At 33.4% G+C, this 20,331-nt stretch carries 17 protein-coding genes; 11 read left to right on the top strand and 6 right to left on the bottom strand.

Going from position 1 to position 20,331, the window contains the following annotated elements; genetic code table 11:
* Positions 1–8: 8 nt before the first annotated feature.
* On the bottom strand, positions 9–1,310 hold the full coding sequence (locus tag C6368_RS10710; RefSeq protein ID WP_107039196.1) for a hypothetical protein: 1,302 nt from the start codon (positions 1,308–1,310) through the stop codon (positions 9–11).
* A gap of 395 nt (positions 1,311–1,705) precedes the next feature.
* A complete protein-coding gene (ffh, locus tag C6368_RS10705; RefSeq protein WP_107039195.1) occupies positions 1,706–3,046 on the bottom strand; it encodes a signal recognition particle protein in 1,341 nt (446 codons plus the stop codon).
* Between the two features lie 364 nt (positions 3,047–3,410).
* Here ffh and C6368_RS10700 point away from each other — a divergent pair, with 364 nt between their 5' ends.
* The 6 genes from C6368_RS10700 (at position 3,411) to C6368_RS10675 (ending at position 9,451) form a co-directional block, all read left to right on the top strand.
* Complete coding sequence (locus C6368_RS10700) at positions 3,411–4,544, top strand: DegT/DnrJ/EryC1/StrS family aminotransferase (RefSeq protein WP_107039194.1); 1,134 nt, start codon at positions 3,411–3,413, stop codon at positions 4,542–4,544.
* 34 nt (positions 4,545–4,578) lie between these two features.
* Positions 4,579–5,565: a UDP-glucuronic acid decarboxylase family protein gene (locus C6368_RS10695; RefSeq protein WP_107039193.1), complete on the top strand. Its 987-nt coding sequence runs from the start codon at positions 4,579–4,581 to the stop codon at positions 5,563–5,565.
* A gap of 3 nt (positions 5,566–5,568) precedes the next feature.
* Positions 5,569–6,138, top strand: coding sequence for an acyltransferase (locus tag C6368_RS10690; RefSeq protein WP_107039192.1), 570 nt, complete (start codon positions 5,569–5,571; stop codon positions 6,136–6,138).
* A gap of 8 nt (positions 6,139–6,146) precedes the next feature.
* Complete coding sequence (locus tag C6368_RS10685) at positions 6,147–7,178, top strand: Gfo/Idh/MocA family protein (RefSeq protein WP_107039191.1); 1,032 nt, start codon at positions 6,147–6,149, stop codon at positions 7,176–7,178.
* Positions 7,156–8,460, top strand: a complete 1,305-nt coding sequence (locus C6368_RS10680) for a nucleotide sugar dehydrogenase (RefSeq protein WP_199851627.1) — start codon at positions 7,156–7,158, stop codon at positions 8,458–8,460. The genes C6368_RS10685 and C6368_RS10680 overlap by 23 nt, the downstream gene beginning before the upstream one ends.
* Before the next feature lie 244 nt (positions 8,461–8,704).
* Positions 8,705–9,451, top strand: a complete 747-nt coding sequence (locus C6368_RS10675) for a tyrosine-protein phosphatase (protein ID WP_107039190.1) — start codon at positions 8,705–8,707, stop codon at positions 9,449–9,451.
* Between the two features lie 32 nt (positions 9,452–9,483).
* Here C6368_RS10675 and fabD read toward each other — a convergent pair whose 3' ends face one another.
* Both fabD and C6368_RS10660 read right to left on the bottom strand, forming a co-directional pair.
* Entirely contained in the window at positions 9,484–10,371 is an 888-nt protein-coding gene (gene fabD / locus C6368_RS10670; protein ID WP_107039189.1) for an ACP S-malonyltransferase, read from the bottom strand.
* A gap of 641 nt (positions 10,372–11,012) precedes the next feature.
* Positions 11,013–12,182, bottom strand: coding sequence for a hypothetical protein (locus C6368_RS10660; protein WP_159038558.1), 1,170 nt, complete (start codon positions 12,180–12,182; stop codon positions 11,013–11,015).
* A 212-nt stretch (positions 12,183–12,394) separates the two neighbouring features.
* Here C6368_RS10660 and C6368_RS10655 point away from each other — a divergent pair, with 212 nt between their 5' ends.
* From C6368_RS10655 to C6368_RS10640, 4 genes are read left to right on the top strand one after another with little or no spacing between them, the layout of a single operon-like run.
* On the top strand, positions 12,395–13,312 hold the full coding sequence (locus tag C6368_RS10655; RefSeq protein WP_107039186.1) for a metal ABC transporter solute-binding protein, Zn/Mn family: 918 nt from the start codon (positions 12,395–12,397) through the stop codon (positions 13,310–13,312).
* Positions 13,313–13,324: 12 nt separating this feature from the next.
* A complete protein-coding gene (locus tag C6368_RS10650; RefSeq protein ID WP_107039185.1) occupies positions 13,325–14,059 on the top strand; it encodes a metal ABC transporter ATP-binding protein in 735 nt (244 codons plus the stop codon).
* A 3-nt stretch (positions 14,060–14,062) separates the two neighbouring features.
* Positions 14,063–15,187 (top strand): metal ABC transporter permease, encoded by a 1,125-nt coding sequence (locus C6368_RS10645; RefSeq protein WP_107039184.1) that lies wholly within the window; start codon positions 14,063–14,065, stop codon positions 15,185–15,187.
* Complete coding sequence (locus tag C6368_RS10640; protein ID WP_107039183.1) at positions 15,180–16,340, top strand: metal ABC transporter permease; 1,161 nt, start codon at positions 15,180–15,182, stop codon at positions 16,338–16,340. Before C6368_RS10645 ends, C6368_RS10640 begins: the two co-directional genes overlap by 8 nt.
* A gap of 175 nt (positions 16,341–16,515) precedes the next feature.
* Here C6368_RS10640 and rlmF read toward each other — a convergent pair whose 3' ends face one another.
* Together rlmF and C6368_RS10630 are read right to left on the bottom strand one after the other, a co-directional pair.
* Positions 16,516–17,427, bottom strand: a complete 912-nt coding sequence (gene rlmF, locus C6368_RS10635; RefSeq protein WP_107039182.1) for a 23S rRNA (adenine(1618)-N(6))-methyltransferase RlmF — start codon at positions 17,425–17,427, stop codon at positions 16,516–16,518.
* Between the two features lie 141 nt (positions 17,428–17,568).
* Positions 17,569–18,168 carry a hypothetical protein gene (locus tag C6368_RS10630; protein ID WP_107039181.1) on the bottom strand — a complete coding sequence of 200 codons (600 nt, stop codon included), beginning with the start codon at positions 18,166–18,168 and terminating at the stop codon, positions 17,569–17,571.
* A 36-nt stretch (positions 18,169–18,204) separates the two neighbouring features.
* Between C6368_RS10630 and C6368_RS10625 the strand changes: the two genes are divergently transcribed.
* Entirely contained in the window at positions 18,205–20,322 is a 2,118-nt protein-coding gene (locus tag C6368_RS10625; protein WP_107039276.1) for an endonuclease MutS2, read from the top strand.
* The last annotated feature ends 9 nt before the right edge of the window (positions 20,323–20,331 follow it).

Raw genomic sequence — 20,331 nt, 5'->3', positions numbered from 1 at the left:
ATTGGATGTTATTGTTTTTTTACTTCCACAATCCGATTGTATTGACTTTCATCTAATTTTGTGAAATATACCTTGTCGTTTATTACTTTGATATTTCGTGGTTGACGCATATCTGACAATTGAGCAATATTAGTTATTGTACCATCTTCAAGATTGATTTTTGAAACTATGACTCCTTGCTTATCCTTGGTGTACATATAAATATTGTCGTAGAAGTAATCTTTGAAATATTCACCTGAGAAAGAGAATTTTGCACTGTTTTTCTTTAAAGAGAAGGTTTCGTTGTCAATTTGAAAAATGCTATCTCTTACTCCATCCAAAACCACTATATTGTCATTGAGTCCAAAAGATAATACGTCAAGAGGTTGGGAGGCAATATTATCGCTCCAACTCGTCATAACGAATAATTCAAATGAATAATTATTTAAAGACATTAGTTTTCCATCCCAAAGTCCCATTGTAATAATGTTTTGATGTACTGGTTGGTGCCTCATGTAGTATGCAACTGCTGAATTATAATGATATGCAGCATTTTCATAACCTTCATGATCGAGGGATTGATAAATATCAGTAACTTCCTTATCAATTATTCTAATAAGCGAATACATTTGATTATGCATACTGATTTTCTGGTGAAATGCTCCATTATTACCCAAAGTAACCAAGTTTTTAATATTGATTTCAAAGTCTTCTTTTGAAATTCCTTTCATGAGTTGTATGTTCTTGTTTTGTGTATAAAATTGATACACTGAATCTTTTTCAATCAAATGAAAGTTTCCTATGGCATCCAAGAAAATTTCTTCTGGTTTTATTTTTAAGATTTTTGTATATATTTCATCTCCTGCTCTATTTATAACTTTGATAAAGTGTTCCTTTTTGAATTTAGTGATGATAAAAAAATGATTGAGAGGGAAAGGATAATAATCGATAATGAACTCATCTTGGTTGTCGAAAACATTTCTGTATTTGGAATCTGTAATAGTGAATTCATCCAACATTTGAAGTTTCATGTTTTCTGGCTTTAGAGTTAATGAAACTAACTTGTTTATCGTGTCTGTGGGTTTTAGACCATCTATAATTTTGAATTTATAATCTTCATAGATTTCATGTTTAATAGTGATTATATCTTTACTTTTTATAGGGATGTTGAAGACATGATTTGTTGAAGTAGTAGAATAGAAACTATTATTTACCTCAATTGTAGCGTAGTAAACAAACTTCCCTTCATTTTGAATAGCTAATCTTAAAGTTTGTGCATTCAAAAGTATTGGAGAAAGTAAAACCAGAAATAAAATGTGTTTTAGTTTCATATGAGTAAAGCGTTGGTTCCTGTTATGAATTTAGGAATTTCTGCTTAAAAGTTCAAAATTATAATTTGAACGCTAGTTTTTTTTGAGTGTTGTGTTTGAATTGTTGTGTTAAGTGTTCGGTGTTGGTTGATTTAGGTTGCTTGATTTGATAAAGATTTGATCTTGAAAGATTTATTATTCCTGTAAAATCAAAATTTATGTTGATGACAAATTTTAAAATGAAGAAAAACTAATTCTTTGGGTGTTGATATTAATTTTTTTGAAGATAAATAGCATAATTGAAAAATCCCAAAAGCTTGAGCTCTTGGGATTCTAATATCTATAATATAAATGTGAATTGATTTCACCTCTTTACTCGAGTCTCTCCATCGAAACAGTAAAAATTTGAAAAATTTTTACATCCCTGGCATTCCTCCTTTCATTTGTTTCATCATGCTGGCCATGTTTTTCTTATTGCTCATCATCTTCATCATTTTCTTAGTATCACCGAATTGTTTCAAGAGCTTGTTTACTTCAGCTATTTCCTGTCCACTTCCTTTTGCAATTCTTTTCTTGCGACTTTGATCAATGATTTCTGGACGTTCTCTTTCGTCTGGGCTCATTGAATAAATAATCGCTTCAATGTGCTTGAATGCATCATCTTCAATTTCAACATCTTTCATGGCTTTTCCCATTCCTGGAATCATTCCCATTAAGTCTTTAACGTTACCCATTTTTTTAACTTGTTGTAACTGACTTAAGAAATCGTTGAAATCAAATTGATTCTTTTTTATTTTCTTTTGTAATCTTCTAGCTTCCTTTTCGTCGTATTGTTCTTGAGCTCTTTCAACTAAAGAAACAACATCTCCCATTCCTAGGATACGATCAGCCATACGTTTTGGATAGAAAACGTCCAAAGCATCCATTTTTTCACCTGTACCGACAAACTTAATTGGTTTGTTTACGACAGCTAAAATAGAAATGGCAGCACCTCCTCGTGTGTCACCATCTAATTTGGTAAGGATTACACCATCAAAATTAATTTTTTCATTAAAGGCTTTTGCAGTGTTCACAGCATCTTGACCTGTCATTGCATCCACAACAAATAATGTTTCGGTAGGATTAACAGCGTTTTTAACGTCTGCTATTTCACTCATCATTTGTTCATCAATCGCTAAACGCCCTGCCGTATCAATAATAACTACATTGTGACCTTTGCTTTTGGCATGTTGAATAGCTGCTTGTGCAATTTTAACTGGATTTTTTTCTTCCTTATTTGAATATACTTCAACTCCAATTTGTTCACCTAACACATGTAATTGGTCAATCGCAGCTGGACGGTATACATCACATGCAACTAATAAAGGTTTTTTACCTTTCTTTGATTTTAAAAAGTTTGCAAGCTTTCCAGAGAAAGTAGTTTTACCAGAACCCTGAAGTCCTGACATTAAAATGATTCCAGGATTTCCTTGGTAGTTAATTTCTGACTCGTCACCTCCCATTAATTCGACAAGTTCTTCATGACAGATTTTAACCATTAATTGGCCAGGTGAAACTGCATTTAAAACATCTCTACCAAGCGCTTTTTCTTTTACAATATTTGTAAATTCTTTGGCAGTGTTGAAGTTAACATCGGCATCAAGTAAGGCTCGACGCACCTCTTTAAGTGTTTCTGCAATATTGATTTCAGAGATTTGTCCCTGTCCTTTAAGAACCTTAAATGCTTTTTCAAATTTGTCTGTTAAATTCTCGAACATGCTTACAAAATATTAGTTTGAACCGCAAATTTAATAAAAACGCAGCTACTAATCAAGAATTATTTTGTCACTTGTTTTTTATGTGGTTTTAGATTTTCTAGAAGTTGTTAAAATAGATTTTGGAGGTTAGTCTTAATCTGGATTAATATTTTCTGGTTGCCATGTTAAGTTAATGTTATTAAATTCCTTAGGTGAACACTTTTAAAAAGAGTTAAAATCGAATGAAATAATAGTTTAACATATATTTTTAATATTAATCTATGGTTATAAGCTTTTCAGATTTGCGCTTTTTACTTGTACAACAATTTTAATCATTACTTTTTGTTATTTTTGCCTACTTATAACAAAGAGTAAAACCGTCTTTATGAAAAAAATACAAATGGTTGATTTAATTAGCCAGTATGAGAAAATAAAACCACAAGTTCAATATTCTATAAACAATATTCTAGATAATGCTCAGTTTATTAATGGGCCTGATGTTCATAGTTTTAAAGATGAACTAGGGACTTATTTAGAAGCAAAGCACGTTATTCCATGTGCAAATGGAACGGATGCTTTACAAATAGCAATGATGGCACTTGGGTTAAAACCAGGTGATGAGGTGATTACTCCTTCTTATACTTATATTGCTACAACGGAAGTGATGGGCTTGTTGAGATTAAAGCCTGTGTTTGTAGATTGTGAAAAAGATACATTTAATATTTCTCCGAAGGCAATTGAAGCCGCAATTACAGCTAGAACAAAAGCTATTGTTCCTGTTCATTTATATGGACAGTCTTGTGATATGGAAGCAATCATGAAAATTGCAGAGAAATATGATTTAAAAGTAATCGAAGATAATGCACAAGCAATTGGTTCAGATTATACTTTTTCTGACGGGACGGTAAAAAAGACTGGAACTATTGGAGATGTTGGTTGTACAAGTTTCTTTCCTTCAAAAAACTTAGGTTGTTATGGAGATGGTGGAGCAATGTGTACTGACGATGATGATATAGCGGAGAAATTGGCAATGGTTGCAAATCATGGGCAAAGTAAAAGATATTACCATGACGTTGTAGGTTGTAATTCTCGTTTAGATACCATTCAAGCGGCCGTTTTACGCATTAAATTACGTGAATTAGATAACTATATTTATGCAAGAAGAAGTGCAGCTGATTATTATGATGCAGCATTTGCTAATGTTCCTGGGCTAACTACTCCAAAAAGAGTTGAAAATTCTAAGCATGTCTTTCATCAATATACATTACAATTAGATGATGGAATTGACCGTGATGCTTTGGTTGCATATTTAGGTGATCGAGAAATTCCGGCTATGATTTATTATCCAGTTCCAGCGCATAAACAAAAAATGTTTGCAACATTGGAAACTTCTAGTGGAAGTTTAGAAAACACAGATTGGCTAACAACCAGAGTTTTTTCTTTACCTATGCATACTGAATTGGAGTATGATCAATTAGAATATATCTGTTCGTCAGTTAAAGAATTTATTTTAGGGTAATTACAAACTTTCTTAAATCAATTAGAATAATAAAATGAGTAAAAGAGTTTTAATTACTGGGGCGGCTGGTTTCTTGGGTTCACATTTATGTGATCGCTTTGTTAAAGACGGATATCATGTTATTGCCATGGATAACCTAATTACCGGACGACTTTCTAATTTAGAACATCTTTTTCCATTAGAGAATTTTGAATTTTATCATCAAGATGTTTCAAAGTTTATTCATGTTCCTGGAAAACTCGATTATATATTGCATTTCGCTTCTCCTGCAAGTCCTATTGATTATTTAAAAATTCCTATTCAAACTTTAAAGGTTGGATCTTTAGGAATTCATAATTGTTTGGGTTTAGCTAGAGAGAAAAATGCGAGGGTTTTAATCGCTTCAACATCCGAAGTTTATGGAGATCCTGAAGTTCATCCACAAACAGAGGATTATTGTGGGAATGTTAACCCTATTGGACCAAGGGGAGTTTATGACGAAGCAAAACGATTCCAAGAAGCAATGACCATGGCATACCATACTTATCATGGGGTGGAGACAAGAATTGCTCGTATTTTCAACACTTACGGACCAAGAATGCGTTTGAATGATGGAAGAGTGTTGCCAGCCTTTATTGGTCAGTCCTTAAGAGGAGAAGACTTAACAATCTTTGGAGATGGTAGTCAAACAAGGTCATTTTGTTATGTTGATGATTTGATTGAGGGCTTAGTTCGTTTATTGTTTTCTGATTATTCATTACCGGTGAATATTGGAAATCCTGATGAAATAACTATAGGTGACTTTGCTGAAGAGATAATTAAATTAACAGGAACATCTCAAAAGGTCGTTTATCAGGACTTACCAGAAAATGACCCTAAACAAAGGCAGCCAGATATTAAGAAAGCGAAAGAAATATTGAATTGGACTCCAGAATATGACAGGAAAGAAGGTTTGAAACTTACATACGCTTACTTTAAAAGTCTCACTAAAGAAGAATTATTCTTAAAGGACCATAATAATTTTGAAGATTATATAAATTAAATAATGAATTACTTTTCACATTCTACTGCAATTATAGACCAAAATTGTTCCATTGGTGAAGGAACAAAGATTTGGCATTTCTCTCATATTATGTCTAATTGTTCGATTGGAAATGATTGCAATATCGGTCAGAATGTAGTTATTTCACCAGAAGTTATTTTAGGAAACAATGTCAAAGTTCAAAATAACGTTTCAATTTACACTGGAGTAGAATGCGAAGACGATGTTTTCTTAGGCCCTTCAATGGTTTTTACCAATGTTGTTAATCCGAGAAGTGCTGTGGTGAGAAGAGGCCAATACAGTAAAACCTTAGTGAAAAAGGGAGCTTCAATTGGAGCAAATGCTACCATAGTTTGTGGGCATGACATTGGTGAATTTGCTTTTATTGGTGCAGGAGCTGTTGTTACAAAAGAAGTTTTACCTTATGCTTTGGTGGTTGGAAATCCAGCAAAACAAATTGGATGGATGAGTGAGTTTGGTCATCGACTAGAATTTGATGAAAACAATCATGCTATTTGCGATGAAAGTAAAGAGGTCTATGAACTTAATGAAGGTAGGGTAAGTAAGATTTAAAAATAACGATGGAGGAGAAAATTAAATTTGTAATAATTGGTTCTGGGCACATTGGAAAGCGTCACGCCACTATGGTGAAAGAAAATCCAGAAGCAGAGCTTGTTGCATTAATTGATATTCAGCCAAAAGAAAGGCTAGCAATTGAAGATTTTAATGCTCCTTTTTTTAATTCAATTGATGAATTTTTAGCCTCAGAAATTGAATATGATATTGCAAGTATTTGCACACCGAATGGTTTACACGCAGAGCAAAGTATTAAAATATTAGAACAAAATAAACATGTAGTTTGTGAAAAACCAATGGGGTTGACTAAAGATAATTGTGAACGAATTATATTTAAGTCTTTACAAATGTCAAAACATGTATTTTGTGTAATGCAAAATAGGTATTCGCCACCTTCTGAATGGATAAAGTCAATTGTAGACAATGGTATTTTAGGTCAAGTATTTATGGTTCAACTGAATTGCTACTGGAATAGAGATGAACGCTATTATAAAAATGGTGGTTGGAAAGGAACCAAAGATCTTGATGGAGGTACCTTATTTACTCAATTTTCCCATTTTGTAGATATTATGTATTGGTTGTTTGGGGATATTAAAAATATTCAGGGTAAATTTGCAGACTTTACGCATAAAGATTCAACAGATTTTGAAGACTCAGGATTTGTGAGTTTTGATTTTATTCAAGGCGGAATGGGTTCATTAAATTACTCGACATCTGTTGCAGGTCAAAATTTAGAGTCATCAATTACAATAATAGGTGAAAATGGATCGGTGAAAATTGGAGGGCAATATATGAATGAAGTAGAAGTTTGCAATATCGAAGGATATGAAATGCCAGAGTTATCCCCGACAAATCCAGGGAATGATTATGGTGCCTACAAAGGTTCAGCAGCGAATCACCACTACGTAATAAAAAACGTTGTGGATACATTAAAAGGAAGGAACATAGCAACGACTAATGCGTTGGAAGGATTAAAAGTTGTAGAAATTATAGAACGAATTTATAAAGTAAGAGATGAACAATTTGATACACACTAAGTTAATTAACAAAGAAGAGAAATTGGCCGTAATTGGTTTGGGATATGTAGGATTACCTATCGCACTAGAATTTGCTCGTAAAATGGATGTCATAGGGTTTGACATTAACGAAGAGAGAGTCGATATGATGAGAAATAACATCGACCCTAGTAAAGAATTAGAAGCTTCAGACTTTGAAGGGTGTAGTATAGAGTTTACTGCAAAACTTGAAGATTTAAAAGAGGCTACTTTTTATGTAGTTGCAGTTCCAACTCCGATTGATGACTCTAATAGACCAAATTTAGGTCCACTATTAGGTGCATCTTCTACTGTAGGAAAAGTACTTAAAAAAGGGGATTACGTTGTTTTTGAATCAACAGTTTACCCTGGATGTACAGAGGAAGATTGTATTCCTGTTTTAGAGAAAGAATCAGGTTTAAAGTTTGGAATTGATTTTAAAGTAGGTTATTCACCAGAACGAATTAATCCGGGAGATAAGGTTCACACACTTCAAAATGTGGTGAAAGTTGTTTCAGGAAGTGATGACGAATCTTTAGAAGAAATAGCGAAAGTATACGAAGAAGTTGTTGGTGCAGGTGTTCACCGCGCTGCATCGATCAAAGTAGCAGAAGCTGCAAAAATTATCGAAAACACTCAACGTGATGTGAATATTTCATTAATTAATGAACTATCGATCATATTCAATAAATTAGGAATTAATACCTATGAGGTTTTAGAAGCGGCTGGTACAAAATGGAATTTCTTACCATTCCAACCGGGATTAGTAGGAGGACATTGTATTGGAGTAGATCCTTATTACTTGACTTACAAAGCAAAACAAGTAGGTTATCATGCAGAAATAATCAACAGTGGTCGTTCAGTAAACGATTCAATGGGGTTCTATATCGGTAAACAAGCTGTTAAAATGATGATTTCACAAGGTAAAGACATGAACAAGGCGAAAGTTTTGATTATGGGTGCAACTTTTAAAGAAAACGTGAGTGACATCAGGAATTCAAAAGTTATTGATGTTGTGAATGAGCTTAAATCTTTTTCAGTAAAAGTAGATTTAATTGATCCACATGCATCTTCTAAAGAAATGGAACACGAATATGGTGTGCCACTTGCTGATGATTTAGGTAATGATTACGATGCAGTGATTGTAGCGGTGAATCATAAAGAATATGCTGAATTAAAAGAAAATGATTTCAAAAAATATTTGAAAGATGAAAAAGGTGTCTTTGTTGATATCAAAGGTATCTTTAAAAAAGAAATCAAAGATTTAGAATACTGGAGTTTATAATAATTAAACCCAACTCTCTAGATTAATAAATTTGATTTCAATATTAATCTGACCAAAAAGAGAAAAAAAATAAGTGATGCCTCCAATCTAAAATAAAAAATAGGTTGGGGGTTTTATAACAAATGATTGCGGTCATCGTTTCAAGAAAGAGCATTTAGTAATGTCTATATTTAGCAAAAATGTATTTTTGAGCTAAATGACTATATCTACTGAAGTAAACCTTTTATAAAATCAATAATTATATATGGGACTAATTAAATCGTTATTTGGAGGAAATACCAAAGAACCATTAGATTTAAGTGTTCTAGGAGTTGATATGCATAGTCATCTAATTCCTGGAATTGATGACGGATCACAATCTTTGGATCATACAATTGGAATGTTATTGCGTTTTGTTGAGTTAGGATACAAAAAGGTGATTACTACTCCTCATATAATGTACGATTACTACAGGAATACTCCTGAAATTATACTTAGTGGTTTAGAAAAAGTTCGTGAAGAGATTGAGCGACTAAATATTCCAATTGAGATTGACGCTGCAGCTGAATATTTTTATGATGAATTCTTTTTAGAATTAATCGAAAATGAAAAGCTTCTTACTTTTGGAGATAATGAATTGTTATTTGAATTTTCATTTGGAGCAAAACCCAATGAAATCGATGCGCTCATTTTTAAAATGAAAACTAAGGGATATAAACCTGTTTTAGCTCATTATGAAAGATACTTGTTCTTCCTAAACGAAGGGATTGAACCTGCAAAAAAATTCCGTGATCATGGTGTGAGGATTCAATTAAATCTTAACTCACTTTCAGGTCATTATGGTCCTGAGATTAAAAAACAAGCCGAATTATTAGTCGATAATGATCTAGTTGATTATGTTGCAACGGATTGCCATAGAATTGAACACCTTGATATCCTTAAAAGAAACTTAGATAAGAAATACTTCAAGAAATTAAGGGATATGAATTTTAGAAATAAGGATTTGTTGTAAAGGCGGTTTGCCAACCGCCCCTACAGCAAACTTTACTCTCCTATACTTGCACTCGAAGTTGGGAATTTTCTATCTACTTTCTTAAATAAACCTTGTAAAACTTTACCAGGTCCTACTTCAATAACTTCATCACAGCCATCAGCAATCATTTGTTGCATAGTTTGAGTCCAACGAACAGGTGCAGTTAATTGAGCGATTAAGTTATTCTTAATTTCCTCAAGATTACTCACTGCATTAGCTGTAACATTTTGGTATATCGGACAAACTCCTTCAGAAAATGGTGTGTCTTTAATTGCTTTTTCTAATTTTTCTCTAGCTGGCTCCATTAGCGGTGAATGAAATGCTCCACCAACTGGTAAAGGCAATGCTCTTTTAGCTCCTGCTTCTTTTGCCTTTTCACAAGCGATTTCGATTCCTTTGTTAGATCCAGAAATAACTAATTGGCCAGGGCAGTTATAATTTGCGGCAACTACAACTTCGTCAATTTCAGAACAAATTTCTTCTACTTTTTCATCTTCAAGTCCTAAAATAGCAGCCATAGTTGAAGGCTCAGCTTCGCAAGCATCTTGCATAGCTAAAGCACGTTGATAAACTAACTTTAGTCCATCTTCAAAAGATAATACCCCATTTGCCACAAGTGCTGAAAATTCACCTAAGGAGTGACCTGCAACCATATTTGGTTTAAAATCATCACCTAAAACCTTTGCTAAAATTACTGAATGTAAGAATATTGCCGGTTGTGTAACTTTGGTTTCTTTCAATTGCTCATCTGTTCCATTGAACATAATTTCAGTGATGTCAAACCCTAAAATGTCATTGGCTTTTTTAAAAAGTTCTTGAGCAACAGGAGACGTTTCATAAAGGTCTTTCCCCATTCCTATATATTGGGCTCCTTGGCCTGGAAATACGTATGCTTTCATAATTTATCAATTTTGTTGTGCTAATTTAAAATTATTTGACTGATAATGGTATTTTTTAGGTTGAGAAATCAGTTATTACTTTGAAATTTCACTTCATAAATTTTAGCCAAACTATTCAGTTTGAGTCACAGAATTTGTTCTCGTTATTAATGGAGGATTATAGTTACTTACTAAATTTATATCTTTTTTTAAGCTTGTTGAAAACCTCCACACCTGAATTCTTTTCCTAGTGCTTGATCAATTTTATTTAGAGTACAATATACTTTTTGACTTTTTAATATAAAGTTTTTACAATTCAAGCACTTTTTTGGAGTTGGATATGTGTCAGGGTCGATTAGCGTTCCATCATCATTGCGGTAATTTCCTTCTCCCAAGAAATCAAGACTGAATTCTCCCCAATCATCTACAGTGAAAGCATCAGCTTCGGTAAAAGGAGGAACAACGCTATCGATTTCGTAATTGTCAGTTGGTAATAATTCTCCAGTTAAACAATTATAGCAGCCATTTTGGAGTGATGCTGAACCAATAACCCATATATCTTTTCCACAAGAGCATTTGATATTTTTGTTATAATCCGCTGTTATTTTAATATACGAGATGAAACATTAATTTATTCTATGTTTATTAGTGATTCCGTAATTCTAAATTCTTTTAATTTTCGATACTTTTTCCATAACCATTCCATCGATGATCTCGTACATCTTTCCCATAAATGAAAATGATTCCCCTTCTGATTTTTTAATTAAATCCTCCAAATCTTCTTTTAAAGTGTGAACAGAACCTCCAGTCTTTCTTGCTAAGTTTATGTAGTCAAGATTAATTCTATATTTGGTTCCACAAAGAATAACGCGAACAGGAATTGTAATTTGATCAATTAATCGATAATCTCGTATCTCTGAAAAATTATCAGCTATTAAAATAATTTCTTTGGCTTTGGGATTTTCCTTTTGGGCTTTTATTATGGCTTCAAGATCATTTTCTGGAGAGTCTCCTCCGCAACCATAGGAAACCGTTTCTAGAAGGAGTTCTCTGAAGACAGCATATTCTTTTGTTTTAACATTATGAATTCCACCTGTTGAACCAATGGCTTTAAACCTGTTTTTCTTTCCATCGCCATCATTGAATAAGGTTAAATAGACATTCTCTTTCCTATTCATTTTTAGTAGAAACCAGAAGACCATTTGTTTCATGTATGGATACATACTGCCAGTAACATCTGCAACGATTGTTGGTTCCTTCCATTCATTTCGTTCGAATGCCTTTATTATTACTGGATCATTTTTAAACTGTTTTAAACTTTCTTTTGTGATTTCTACACTATCGTTTTTGGGTAGACCTTCATATTGGTTTATTTCATAATCACTCAGGTCCTTATTTTGAGGTGACAAATAATAGATGACCGCACCGTGAAACATTATTTTCGCCTCAGATTCGCTATTACAGTGCATTTGACGTACAACAGACCAGTTTATACTTTCGTTTTTCACTAAATCAGAACGAATATCAAGCATATTTAAAATTCTTTTTTTATTTAAGCTTTTAATGTCTTGACCTTTAGGGTAGTCAGTGTAAATTAAATCTATTTGAATAATTTCTGCTTTTTGTAACAATTCCTGGTCCATAACGGAAAGCACATTTGATTGAGCATAATTCATATTCACGACAGCCGTGTTTAAATAAGTTCCTGAAATTCTATAAATTCCTGCCTTTTTTTCGGTCTGTTCTATGATGTCGTCTGCAGTTCTAATATTATTTTGTGCAATCATGCTAAAGGTTAAGAATCCAAAAATTAAGAGAGTTGTAGTTTTCATAAAGGAAGTATTTTATATGTAATAATAATGTGATATTTTTATTTGGTTACATTTAGGTAAAATACAATAAGTGAAAGCTAAGCAATTCAAAATTGCATTTCTTGGTAGTTTATGGTGGTAATATCATTATGTACTTCGGTTGAACTAATTCATACCCTAATCACCCCGCATTTTCGATAATTTTCGTACATTCGCAACAAATATTTAGATTAATGAAAATATTATTATTTATACTGCTAATTGGGGTACTTTTAATCGGTTGTAGCGATACAGAATCAAAAAAAGATGACAATACGTTTAATATTGTAACAACAACTTCAATGATTACTGATTTAGTGAAAAACATTGGAGGTGACAGCGTTGTTGTACAAGGTTTAATGGGAGCAGGTGTAGACCCGCATTTGTATAAAGCCAGTGAAGGTGATGTCAACAAATTGTCAAGTGCCAATATGATTCTTTACAACGGATTACATTTGGAAGGAAAGTTAGTAGATGTTTTTGAACGTATGAAGAAGCAAAATATCAATGCAATTGCAGTAACTGATATCTTGAAAAAGGAAAATTTAATCGGTTCTACCTATTTTGCATCTAATTATGATCCACATATTTGGTTTGATATCGGATATTGGGAACAAATAACACTTTTTGTTGCCGATAAATTATCAGAAGCGCTTCCTGAAAGTAAAGCGTATTTTCAAAATAATGCCCAAAATTATTTACAGCAATTAAAGGAATTAAGTCAAGAAATAGAAGCTGAAATTGCAACACTATCGAAAGACCAAAGAAGGTTAGTTACGGCACATGATGCTTTTAATTATTTCGGTATGGCTTTTGATTTTGATGTTGTGGGGCTGCAAGGTTTATCTACTGCAACGGAGGCTGGTGTTCAAGATGTGCAAGAAACAGCTAAATATATTTTAGAACACAAAGTGAAAGCGGTATTCATTGAAAGTTCTGTTCCTCGTCGAACAGTTGAAGCACTTCAGGCTTCGGTAAATTCAAATGATCATGCAGTTGCTATCGGAGGAACTTTGTATTCTGATGCACTAGGGGATCCCAATACTGAGGAAGGAACTTATATTGGAATGTTTAGATATAATGTTAAAACCATCGTAAACGCACTGAAATAACAGATAGTATTTATGGAAAAAATAGCAGTAAAAGTAGATGACCTTACTGTAGCTTACAACTACAAGCCTGTGCTCTGGGATATCGATTTGCAAATTCCTGAAGGTGTTTTGATGGCCATTGTTGGTCCAAATGGTGCTGGGAAATCAACTTTGATCAAAGCTATTTTAGGAATTTTGAAACCTATTGCTGGAAGTGTAACTATTTTTGACAAACCTTACAAGTCTCAACGTAAGCATGTGGCTTATGTTCCGCAAAAAGGAAGTGTAGATTGGGATTTTCCAACTACTGCTTTAGATGTTGTCATGATGGGAACTTATGGAGGTTTGGGATGGATAAAACGTCCTGGAATCAAACAAAAGAAGTCGGCTTTAGAAGCACTTGAAAAAGTGGGTATGCTTTCGTTTAAAAGTCGTCAAATTAGTCAACTTTCTGGAGGACAACAACAGCGTATTTTTTTAGCTCGTGCTTTGGTTCAAGATGCTTCAATTTATTTTATGGATGAACCTTTTCAAGGTGTTGATGCAACAACAGAAGTAGCCATTATCAATATTTTAAAAGAATTGCGAAAAGCTGGAAAAACTGTTGTAGTTGTTCATCATGATTTACAAACTGTTCCAGAATACTTTGATTGGGTTACTTTCTTAAATGTGAAAAAAATAGCAACAGGAGCTGTCAAAGATATTTTTAATGATGATAATTTAACTAAAACTTATGGAATTAACTATAAAGTGAGTATTCAGAAATAGTTTATGGAAATAATTGAATTTGTACAATTGGCTTTTAGCGATTACACATTGCGAACCATTACACTTGGAACGGCTGTTTTAGGAGCTGTAACCGGTATGTTGGGTAGTTTTGCTGTGTTGCGAAAAGAAAGTTTGTTAGGTGATGCTATTTCTCATGCAGCTTTGCCAGGAATCGCTATTGCTTTTTTAATTACAGGATCTAAAGACAGTCATATTTTACTTATTGGAGCTTTGGTAAGTGGATTAATAGGTACTTTATGGATTCGTGGAATAACCTCAAAAACTTATTTGAAATCGGATACGGCATTGGGGTTAATCCTCTCATTATTCTTCGGATTCGGAATGTTATTGTTGACTTATATCCAGAAACAACCAAATGCCAATCAAGCAGGATTAGATAAGTACCTTTTTGGTCAAGCAGCAACATTAGTTGAAAGTGATGTTTGGTTGATGACCTTAATTACAGGTTTGTGCTTAATCGTTTTACTGCTCTTTTGGAAGGAGTTTAAAATATTACTTTTCGATAAGGATTACGCCCAAACTTTAGGATTCAATACAAAATTTATTGATATTTTAATCACAAGCTTTATCGTCTTGGCCATTGTTTTAGGTTTGCAAACAGTTGGTGTGGTGTTAATGAGCGCAATGCTGTTAGCTCCTGCAGCAGCGGCTCGACAATGGACAAATAGTTTAGGAAAGATGGTTTTTCTTGCAGCTATTCTTGGTGCTAGTGCTGGGGTTTTTGGTACAGCAATTAGTGCCACTCAGAATAACTTATCCACGGGACCAGTAATTGTCTTAGTGGCTTCAATATTTGTCTTGTTTTCATTCATATTTTCTCCAAAACGTGGTTTATTGTTCAAACGAATTCGATTAATCAAAAATCGAAATGATTTGGAAACTCAGAAAACCTTAGCGTTTATGTATCACATTGTGGAAGATCACGATGATGTAACGCATCCACACACCATAAAAATGCTGAATAATTTCCAAGGATACAGCAGAAAAGGATTGCGAAAATTAGTAGATAAAAATTACGTGGAAGTTGAAGGTGGGATGTGGAGTATGACATCAAAAGGGTTCAAAGCCGCTGAAAATTTGTATAACCAAAACGGAAAGAATGTCTGACGCTCAGTTCGAAATACAATTGATCGCATGTTTGGTCGCTGTGGCTTGTGCGATTCCAGGAACATTTCTTGTACTACGAAAAATGGCAATGATCAGTGATGCAATTAGTCATTCTATTTTGCCTGGAATTGTAGTTGGTTTTTTCTTAACACAAGACTTAAATTCCCCTCTTTTAATTCTTTTGGCAGCAATTACAGGTGTGCTTACCGTTGTTTTTGTCGAGAAAATTCAGCAAACAAAATTAGTAAAAGAAGACACTGCAATTGGATTGGTGTTTCCGGCACTTTTTAGTATTGGTGTTATTCTTATTGCCAAATTTGCAAACGATGTTCACCTAGATGTTGATGCAGTTTTATTAGGTGAATTGGCGTTCACTCCTTTTGATCGGGTTTATTATGGTGAAGTAGATTTAGGACCGAAATCGCTTTGGGTAATTGGGTCAATCTTGTTGGTCACTTTGATACTGTTATTCGCCTTTTTTAAAGAATTGAAGCTTAGTACTTTTGATGCTGGTTTAGCAACTTCTCTGGGTTTTTCCCCTGTAATTTTACACTACGGATTAATGAGTGTGGCTTCTATTACAACTGTCGGAGCTTTTGATGCTGTTGGAGCTATATTGGTTGTAGCATTAATGATAGCTCCTGCGGCTTCGGCCTACTTGTTAACTACCAACTTAAAAAAGATGATAGGATTAGCTTGTTTTTTCGGTGTTTTGAGTGCAATTTCCGGTTATTGGATAGCAAATTTTTTAGATGCGTCAATTGCAGGAAGCATTACCACAATGTTAGGAATTGTATTTTTAATCATATACTTATTCGCTCCAAGCAAAGGTTTAATCGCAGTCTTGTATCGTGAGAAACAACAAAGAATAGAAGTTTCATTGATTACATTTTTGTTGCACTTAAAAAATCATACAGAAAAAAGAGAACGCCACGTCAATCACCTCAACGAACACATCAATTGGCAAAAAGTACGAAGTAAAACCGTGTTAACTTTGGCTTTAAAAAACAATATGATTCTCATTACAGATAACATCGTTTCGTTAACTAAAAAAGGGGAGGAGTTCACTTCAAAAGCGATTGAATATATCTTAACAAACGAAGATAGCTTAATAGAAAATATGAAAGATGATTTTTTCTTGTTTAGAGGATGATGAGCTAAAGCGCAGGGAGAGAGTGCTAATTAAAATAGGTCGAGAGTGGGAGAGTTTGGAATATTTAGCCGAATTCAAATTAAGGCTTTCTGTATGAAAATTATCAGGTAATGGTTCAAGGAAATCTCTTTTCTAGATTCTCTCCCTGAAACCTCTTCCTTTCCTTTTTTTATCATTAATTAAAGCTCCATGCCACAACCCTTGTAACTTTATTTCCAGTACCCATTGGGATTTCTCTTACTTGTTTTGCTCCAATTTTATCTAAGGCATTTAAAATTCCTTTCATATTGGATTGCTTAGAAACCAAAGTTGAAAACCAAGTTACATTTTTGGCGAAAGCTTTACTTTGTTTAATCATTGTATGAATGAAAACGTATTCTCCTCCTTTAAAGATCAATTCATTTGTTTTACCTGCGAAATTAAGTTCTAAAGTTTTTGAGTCTTTACCTTTTAAGTTTTTGACTTTCCTCCGTGTTCCTTTTTGTGCTTCTTCCCTTGAAGAATGAAATGGAGGGTTACAGATGGTAATGTCTATTTTATCCTCTTTTTCAATAATTCCAAAGAAGATATTCAAAGGATTAGGTTGTAAACGTAACTCTACCTTTCCTCTGAGTGAAGGATTGTTTTTTACCAAGTTTTCAGATGAAGCTATTGACTTTGGCTCAACATCAGCACCAATAAAATTCCAATCATATTCTGAAACTCCAAGAATTGGATAGATGCAACTCGCACCCACTCCAATATCCAAACATGTAACCTTGTTTCCTGTAGGAGCTTTTCCTCCGTTACTTTCTGCCAATAAATCAGCGATATGGTGAATGTAATCTGCTCTTCCTGGAATGGGAGGAGTTAGATTCTGAGCAGGAAAATCCCAATTATTTATTCCATAATAATGTTGAAGAATCGCTGTATTCAAAAACTTTACTGCACGAGCATCAGAAAAATTGATAGAATCTTCCCCAAATTTGTTGGGTTGGATGTGTTGTTTCAATTCTGGTTTTGCTTTTACCAAAGCTGATAAATCGTAACGATTTACGTTTTTATTTCTAGGGTGAAGTTGAGATTTCTGTTGTTTTGCTGAAGACATGAATTGTTTTTTGGTAAACTTAAATTTAATTAAGGGAGTTATATGAGATTAAAAGCTTATTATTCTAGAAAACACCGTTTTACAACAAAGAGTTGTTTTCACCCATTTTACAAGATTAAAGTGTTTAGAAAAAAATAATATTTACTTCCAATCAAAAATAAAAACAGGCAAGCGATCAGGAATATTTATATGCATAAATCCGGCGCCATTTCTTAGAACCAAACGATCATCTTCCCAAATATAAACAGTTTCTTCTTTTCCTTCTTTATGAATTAATTCATCAAACCCGTGAAATAGAAATTGATTATCTCCAACAGCAACAGTTCTAGAACCACGAATAGTTGTGCTGATTCCATTTGTAAATTTCAATGAAATCGTATCAGTTAGTTTATTGAAATCTCCTTCAATAATGGAAACTTTTTTACCAACTTCACTATTCGTTGCGAGGAATATGGTTCCTTGACTTTTTTCTAATTTAGCTACGAAATCTTGTGGCATAACATAAATTAATGCGCGTTCGATGTAAGGAAAGTGATCTGTGTCTATTACAATTGCATTTTTATCATTTCCAACAATAATTCTATTGAACACGATAAATGCCAGCATTACACCTGTCATTACAATTAATAGGTTGATTATCACTACTGGAGTTGAGTGAAAATTAGAATACAATAACCACGCGATTGCCACAAATGGAACAATAGTTAGTAAGGATAATGCGAATGCAGTGAACTTTTTCATTTAACAAATGTAATGATTTATTAGCTTTGTATGCAAATGTTAAAATGCGACCCACAAACATATAAGGATTTGGAGCTAGGAAAGCTTCAAGATATATTACGAGAGTACTGTGTTGGCCCTTCTGCGCTCAAAATTGTTGAACAATTGAAACCTGTTCAAAATAATGAGGAATTGATGAAATTTCTTAATCAGACCAATGAATTGGTAGAAATTCGAAGAGAAGGCGAAAGTTTTCCTCGAATAGAGTTTGAAGAACTTCAAAGTGAAATTCGAATGCTGCCTGTTCAAAATGCCAGTTTGCCGCAAGAGAGTTTTGCTAGAATTCGTTTGGCTTCTTCTATGGTAAATTCATTGCTCTTCTTTTTTAATAAGCGTGAAGAAGATTTTCCACAGTTAAGTGATTTAATTTCAAATGTTGAATTCACTAAAGAAATTATAGAGAAAATAGATTTTATTTTTGATAAGCATGGAAAGGTAAAGGATGATGCTTCGACAGGATTACTTTATATACGTCAACAAATGACCTCTGTAAAAAGGCATATTCATTCTACTTTCGATAGAAGTATGCGCAAATACCTAAAGAAAGGATATTTGTCGGACACTAAAGAAGGTTTTTTTGATGACCGCCGTGTATTGGCTGTTGTATCTTCTTATAAAAGAGAAGTGAGTGGACAAGTGGTTAGCAATTCAAAATCTGGGAATGTTACTTTCATTGAACCAAGTGAAACAGTTCCTTTAAATAATGAATATGACCAATTGGTTGATGATGAGCGTAAGGAAATTTTCGTTATTCTTCAACAATTGACAAGAGAAATGTTGGCTTACTTGCCTTTGATTAAAGATTATCAGCAAGTATTAACGAAGTTGGATTTCATAAATGCAAAATGCCGATTGGCTTTGTTACTGGATGCGAACTTACCTGCAATAAATGAAAACAAAGCATTTGATTTAATAGATTGTTTTCATCCTTTATTGAAATTAAACAATGAAGGTTTAGGGAAGAAAACCATTCCTCAGCGCATTTCTATGGACGAAAACTCTAGAATGTTAGTGATTTCTGGACCTAACGCTGGGGGGAAAAGTATAACTTTAAAAACAGTTGGACTTTTACAATTAATGTTGCAATGTGGATTATTGGTACCTTTACATCCGAACAGTAGAATGTGCTTTTTTGACGCTTTATTGACTGATATTGGAGATAATCAATCTATAGTTGATGAATTAAGTACTTATTCTTACCGATTAAAAAGAATGCGACACTTTTTAAATGTGGCCGATAAAAATTCAATGCTTTTATTGGATGAATTTGGAACAGGTTCAGATCCTGATTTAGGTGGTGCGTTGGCAGAAGTATTTTTCGAAACTTTATATGATAGGAAATCTTATGGTGTAATTACTACACATTACAGCAATATTAAATTGAAAGCGGATAAACTACCTGAAGCGATTAATGGCTGTATGTTGTTTGACACAGAAACTTTAAATCCGTTGTTTAAGTTTTCGATGGGGCAACCAGGAAGTTCATTTACATTTGAAGTTGCTCAGATTAACGGAATTCCAAAGAAGTTAATTAATAAAGCCAAATCTAAACTCGATAGTAAAAAAGTGGAGATGGATCAATTACTTCACGAATTGCAAAAGGAGAAGTCTTATTTGAGTCGATTGACTAAAGAACATATACTTGCTCAGGAAACAGCGGATAAACATCGTCAATATTATGAAGTGACGAAAGAAAAGTACGAACGTAAATTAGCTTCACTTCAAAATAAAGCAGAAGAAACGAGTAAACTCGTTAGTCTTGGAAATAAATTACAGCAATCTATTGATGATTTTAAAGTCGGTTCTAAAAAGAAGAATGTAAATGATGCATTACTTCATGATTTGAAGAAATATATTGCAAAAGAAAAAGCAAAGACTGAAGAGGCTAAGCAAGAAATTCGTTTGAAGAAGCAAGCCAATAAGAAAAAAGGTAAACCAAATAAAATCGTTAATGAGTATCAACAAGATAAGATAAAAGTAGGGAGTAAAGTTAAATTAATCGCTACTAAGCAAATAGGTGATGTTGAGGAAATAAAGAATGATGAGGTAACAGTTTTACTTGGCTTTGCTCGAATGAAAGTAAAATTAGCTCAATTGATATGGGTGTCTAATTAATATGAATTC

This window comes from Brumimicrobium mesophilum (genome assembly GCF_003025005.1).
Lineage (GTDB): Bacteria > Bacteroidota > Bacteroidia > Flavobacteriales_D > Crocinitomicaceae > Brumimicrobium > Brumimicrobium mesophilum.
The sequence above is the reverse complement of the archived record's forward strand: the minus strand, read 5'-3'. Positions and strand labels throughout refer to the sequence as shown.

What these genes read in the sequence shown, in the direction of transcription:
- C6368_RS10675 (WP_107039190.1), top strand. Translation starts at nt 8,705, where the DNA reads ATGGGACTAATTAAATCGTTATTTGGAGGAAATACCAAAGAACCATTA.
- C6368_RS10630 (WP_107039181.1), bottom strand. Translation starts at nt 18,168, where the DNA reads ATGAAAAAGTTCACTGCATTCGCATTATCCTTACTAACTATTGTTCCA.
- C6368_RS10655 (WP_107039186.1), top strand. Translation starts at nt 12,395, where the DNA reads ATGAAAATATTATTATTTATACTGCTAATTGGGGTACTTTTAATCGGT.
- ffh (WP_107039195.1), bottom strand. Translation starts at nt 3,046, where the DNA reads ATGTTCGAGAATTTAACAGACAAATTTGAAAAAGCATTTAAGGTTCTT.
- C6368_RS10685 (WP_107039191.1), top strand. Translation starts at nt 6,147, where the DNA reads ATGGAGGAGAAAATTAAATTTGTAATAATTGGTTCTGGGCACATTGGA.
- C6368_RS10650 (WP_107039185.1), top strand. Translation starts at nt 13,325, where the DNA reads ATGGAAAAAATAGCAGTAAAAGTAGATGACCTTACTGTAGCTTACAAC.
- C6368_RS10660 (WP_159038558.1), bottom strand. Translation starts at nt 12,182, where the DNA reads ATGAAAACTACAACTCTCTTAATTTTTGGATTCTTAACCTTTAGCATG.
- C6368_RS10625 (WP_107039276.1), top strand. Translation starts at nt 18,205, where the DNA reads ATGTTAAAATGCGACCCACAAACATATAAGGATTTGGAGCTAGGAAAG.
- rlmF (WP_107039182.1), bottom strand. Translation starts at nt 17,427, where the DNA reads ATGTCTTCAGCAAAACAACAGAAATCTCAACTTCACCCTAGAAATAAA.
- C6368_RS10640 (WP_107039183.1), top strand. Translation starts at nt 15,180, where the DNA reads ATGTCTGACGCTCAGTTCGAAATACAATTGATCGCATGTTTGGTCGCT.
- C6368_RS10695 (WP_107039193.1), top strand. Translation starts at nt 4,579, where the DNA reads ATGAGTAAAAGAGTTTTAATTACTGGGGCGGCTGGTTTCTTGGGTTCA.
- C6368_RS10680 (WP_199851627.1), top strand. Translation starts at nt 7,156, where the DNA reads ATGAACAATTTGATACACACTAAGTTAATTAACAAAGAAGAGAAATTG.
- C6368_RS10710 (WP_107039196.1), bottom strand. Translation starts at nt 1,310, where the DNA reads ATGAAACTAAAACACATTTTATTTCTGGTTTTACTTTCTCCAATACTT.
- C6368_RS10645 (WP_107039184.1), top strand. Translation starts at nt 14,063, where the DNA reads ATGGAAATAATTGAATTTGTACAATTGGCTTTTAGCGATTACACATTG.
- C6368_RS10690 (WP_107039192.1), top strand. Translation starts at nt 5,569, where the DNA reads ATGAATTACTTTTCACATTCTACTGCAATTATAGACCAAAATTGTTCC.
- fabD (WP_107039189.1), bottom strand. Translation starts at nt 10,371, where the DNA reads ATGAAAGCATACGTATTTCCAGGCCAAGGAGCCCAATATATAGGAATG.
- C6368_RS10700 (WP_107039194.1), top strand. Translation starts at nt 3,411, where the DNA reads ATGAAAAAAATACAAATGGTTGATTTAATTAGCCAGTATGAGAAAATA.